This window comes from Leclercia sp. M50, from assembly GCF_037150775.1.
Taxonomy (GTDB): Bacteria; Pseudomonadota; Gammaproteobacteria; order Enterobacterales; family Enterobacteriaceae; genus Enterobacter.
In genome coordinates this window covers 1-4,154 of the sequence record NZ_JBBCPK010000181.1, presented here as the reverse complement: position 1 = coordinate 4,154, position 4,154 = coordinate 1, and the positions used below count along the sequence as shown (strand labels likewise).

At 54.5% G+C, this 4,154-nt stretch carries 4 protein-coding genes; 3 read left to right on the top strand and 1 reads right to left on the bottom strand.

The features are described from left to right. The first annotated feature begins 78 nt into the window (after positions 1-78). The 3 genes from WFM46_RS23020 to WFM46_RS23015 all read left to right on the top strand — a co-directional run bounded on the left by WFM46_RS23020 (position 79) and on the right by WFM46_RS23015 (position 2,636). On the top strand, positions 79-1,008 hold the full coding sequence (locus WFM46_RS23020; RefSeq protein WP_336998640.1) for a LysR family transcriptional regulator: 930 nt from the start codon (positions 79-81) through the stop codon (positions 1,006-1,008). 217 nt (positions 1,009-1,225) lie between these two features. Continuing rightward, positions 1,226-1,288, top strand: coding sequence for a membrane protein YoeI (gene yoeI, locus WFM46_RS23945; protein ID WP_138370007.1), 63 nt, complete (start codon positions 1,226-1,228; stop codon positions 1,286-1,288). Continuing rightward, positions 1,278-2,636 (top strand): APC family permease, encoded by a 1,359-nt coding sequence (locus WFM46_RS23015; RefSeq protein ID WP_168192029.1) that lies wholly within the window; start codon positions 1,278-1,280, stop codon positions 2,634-2,636. The genes yoeI and WFM46_RS23015 overlap by 11 nt, the downstream gene beginning before the upstream one ends. 96 nt (positions 2,637-2,732) lie before the next feature. Here the strand turns inward: WFM46_RS23015 and sbcB are convergent. Continuing rightward, the coding region (gene sbcB, locus WFM46_RS23010) for an exodeoxyribonuclease I (RefSeq protein ID WP_336998639.1) at positions 2,733-4,154 on the bottom strand (1,422 nt) is incomplete at its 5' end.

The window sequence follows — 4,154 nt, the reverse complement described above, 5'->3', positions numbered from 1 at the left end:
ATCTTTTTCCCGATCCGCTGGTTATGCCTATGGAGTAACGCCGCTGGCGGAGTATAAGCGCACCACAAGGGGGTGAGCATGAAACCGCTGCTGGATGTCCTTATTATCCTTGATGCACTGGAAAAAGAGGGGAGCTTTGCCGCAGCCTCGGCGAAGCTCTTTAAAACCCCTTCAGCGCTCAGCTACACCGTTCACAAGCTTGAAAGCGATCTTAATATTCAGATCCTTGACCGTACCGGCCACCGGGCGCGTTTCACCCGCACCGGGCAAATGCTGCTGGAAAAAGGGCGGGAAGTGCTGCACTCAGTACGCGAGCTGGAAAAGCAGGCCGTCAAACTGCATCAGGGCTGGGAAAATGAGCTGGTAATCGGCGTAGACGACACCTTTCCCTTTTCACTGCTCTCGCCGCTGATTGAAGCCTTCTATCAGCGACACAGCGTTACCCGGCTTAAGTTTATCAACGGCGTCCTCGCGGGCTCGTGGGAAGCGCTGGTGCAGGGGCGGGCAGATATCGTCGTCGGCGCATTACACGAACCGCCCCAGCTCAGTGAATTTGGTTTTGCCTGTCTGGGGCAGCTCGAACAGGTCTTCGTCATTGCCCCGCACCATCCTTTAGCCCAGGAGCCAGAGCCAATTAACCGTCGGGTCATTAAAAGCTACCGTGCCATCGTGGTGGGCGACAGCGCTTTGCCTGGCTGCACCGCGTCATCGCAGCTGCTCGACGATCAGGAAGCCATTACCGTTTTCGATTTTAAAACCAAACTGGAACTGCAAATAAGCGGCTTAGGCTGCGGTTACCTTCCGCGTTATTTAGCTCAGCGTTTTATCGAAAGTGGGGCGTTAATTGAGAAGCAGGTGATGGCGCAATCCAGTTATGATTCAGTATGGATAGGCTGGAATGAACAAACTGCCGGCCTCGCCAGTGCCTGGTGGCGGCAGGAAATTTTAGCAAATAGTGCTATTGCTGCTGTTTATGCCCAAAGCGAAGCCGGAAAATCAAGCAATTAGTATGAATTATTGTTTCAAATTGCCGTCGTACCCTTGCCTTTTCGCCTCAAACCAGGGCAAAATGCGCCGCTGCAAACATATAAATAATCGACGATATAAAAGGCGTCGGTTATTTTTTTTTGCATGTAAGAAAATCATTTAAATCCAAGAGGCCGGGCTTCGTACCGGATAGATATTTACTAAAATCCGACAGTTGTTGTCGCTGAGGAAGAAAGAAATGGGGCAATCATTCGCTTACGTGGCGGTATTCACCGTAAAGGAGAATAACTATGTCGCATAACGCAACTCCAAAAACCTCTCGCGTGGAATTACGTAAAACGCTTACGTTGATTCCGGTTGTTATGATGGGCCTTGCCTATATGCAGCCGATGACGCTGTTTGATACATTCGGTATCGTATCAGGCCTCACTGACGGTCACGTTGCAACGGCGTATGCCTTTGCGCTGGTCGCGATCCTCTTTACTGCGCTGAGCTACGGCAAGCTGGTTCGCCGCTTCCCGTCCGCAGGCTCTGCGTACACCTATGCTCAGAAGTCCATTAGCCCGGCTGTTGGCTTTATGGTGGGCTGGTCATCACTGCTGGACTACCTGTTCATGCCGATGATCAACATTCTGCTGGCAAAAATTTACTTCGAAGCGCTGGTGCCTTCCGTGCCGTCGTGGATCTTCGTTGTGGCGCTGGTGGCCTTTATGACCATCTCTAACCTGCGCAGCATCAAGACCGTTGCCAACTTCAATACCCTGATCGTTATCCTGCAGATGGCGATTGTGGCGGTCATTGTCGGTCTGATCATCTACGGCGTTTCTCACGGTGAAGGTGCGGGTACGCTGGTAAGCTCACGTCCGTTCTGGTCTGAAGATGCGCATGTTGTGCCAATGATCACCGGTGCGACGATCCTCTGCTTCTCGTTCCTGGGCTTCGATGGTATCTCTTCTCTGTCTGAAGAGACGAAAGACGCAGAGCGTGTCATCCCGCGAGCTATCTTCCTGACGGCGCTGCTGGGCGGCATCATCTTTATCGGTGCGTCTTACTTCCTGCAGCTCTACTTCCCGGATATCTCTCGCTTCAAAGATCCGGACGCGTCACAGCCAGAAATCATGCTCTATGTTGCGGGTAAAACCTTCCAGTGGGGCGTGCTGATCTTCTCCAGCGTTACCGTACTGGCATCCGGCATGGCGGCGCACGCGGGCGTTTCTCGTCTGATGTATGTCATGGGCCGCGACGGCGTATTCCCGACGCGCTTCTTCGGTTATGTTCATCCGAAATGGCGTACCCCAGCATGGAACGTGCTGCTGGTCGGTGCGATTGCGCTGCTGGCGATTAACTTTGACCTGGTTACCGCTACCGCCCTGATTAACTTCGGTGCGCTGGTTGCCTTTACCTTTGTTAACCTCTCCGTGATCTCGCAGTTCTGGATCCGTGAGAAGCGCAACAAAACGCTGAAAGACCACTTCAACTATCTGCTTCTGCCGGTCTGTGGCGCGCTGACCGTAGGTGCGCTGTGGATCAACCTGGAAGAGAGCTCCATGGTTCTGGGTCTGATCTGGGGTGGTATTGGTCTGGTTTACCTGGCATGTGTGACTAAAAGCTTCCGCAACCCGGTACCGCAGTACGAAGACGTCGCCTGATTAATAGACCACAAAACCCGTAGGCCCGCGCAAGCGTAGTGCCGACGGGCAAAAAAAAGCCGGAGACATCGCCTCCGGCTTTTTTGCTTTATCAGGTCACACTATCTCCTGCGCATACTGATACAGCGCTTTCAGCAGTGCCTGCTTCTCCGCATTGCCTTCGTACTCACCGTAGAGCATCTCCAGCTCCTGGGCATAAGCCTGTAAATACTCCGGCGTAAAGACGTTACGGCGATGCTGCAACCAGCGCTCCTGCTCGGCCTCATCCAGCGTGCCGGGGAAATTTCGCGCGCGGTAGTTAAACATCAGCTTCCTGATACGCTCATCCACAAAGGTAATGTCCAGTGCGGGCAGGTTGCGGGGATCGGTCTGCAAAATGATATTCATGGCATTGCGGTCCGCATCGCTGAAAAAGCCGTTATAGAGCTGGGCATCGACATTCTCAGAAGGAATAAATGGTTCCGCTTCAGCGAAAATCGCCACCGCTTTTTCCCGCACCTGCGGGTTTTCCCGCAGCAGCTTCAGGTTAGCCAGGCAGCGTTGACGATCGATGCCCAACCGCTCGGCATCGATCGGGCGCAGGGTGTTGGCTGGCGCCAGCACCGGACACTTATTGATATGCACCAGCTTCACCGGTACGGCGGCATCGTCACCCAGCGCTTCTTTCGGCGTATACAAACGCTCGCGAAGCTGGTCGCTGTCGAGCGTCAGCAGCGGGGTAATATCGCCAGCCAGATCCACCATAATCACCGCGTTGCGGTTGTCCGGATGCCAGGCCAGCGGGGCGACCCAGCTGGTGTTGCCTCGCCAGGCGCCAAACATCCCGGAGATGTGCATCAGCGGTTTCATCTGCGGCACATCAATCAGAGTGGTTAATTTTTGCTTGCTGCGATGGCTTAGCAGATATTCAAACAGCTTCGGCTGTCGGGTCTTAACCAGCTTCGCCATCGCAATGGTGGCATACACATCCGCCATGGCATCATGGGCATTACTGTGTTCAATGCCGTTCGCGCGGGTCAGATGCTCCAGACGGAAGCTGGGTAGGCCGTCGTCGTTTTCCGGCCAGTTAATCCCCTCCGGACGCAGGGCGTAGCAGGCGCGCATCACGTCGAGCAGATCCCAGCGCGAATTACGATTTTGCCAGCTCCAGGCGTAGGGATCGTAGAAGTTACGGTAAAAAATATGGCGGGTTACTTCATCATCGAAGCGCACGTTGTTGTAGCCCACCACGCAGGTGTTAGGCACGGTGAACAGGTCGTGAATGCGACGGGCAAACTCCGCCTCATTCACCCCTTTCTCGCGGGCCTCCTGCGGCGTAATACCGGTCACCATCACCGCCCCCGGCTGGGGTAAATAGTCATCGGCCGGTTTGCAATAGAATACCTCCGGCTCGCCAATAACGTTGAAATCCGCATCGGTGCGGATGGCAGCAAACTGGGCAGGGCGATCCAGCGAAGGGCTGGTGCCGAAGGTTTCGTAATCGTGGAATAAAAAAGTCGGGCGCGCGGCGGAGTCAGA

Bases quoted from the DNA above. Each gene is read 5' to 3' on its own strand.
- WFM46_RS23020 (WP_336998640.1), top strand. From the start codon at position 79: ATGAAACCGCTGCTGGATGTCCTTATTATCCTTGATGCACTGGAAAAA.
- WFM46_RS23015 (WP_168192029.1), top strand. From the start codon at position 1,278: ATGTCGCATAACGCAACTCCAAAAACCTCTCGCGTGGAATTACGTAAA.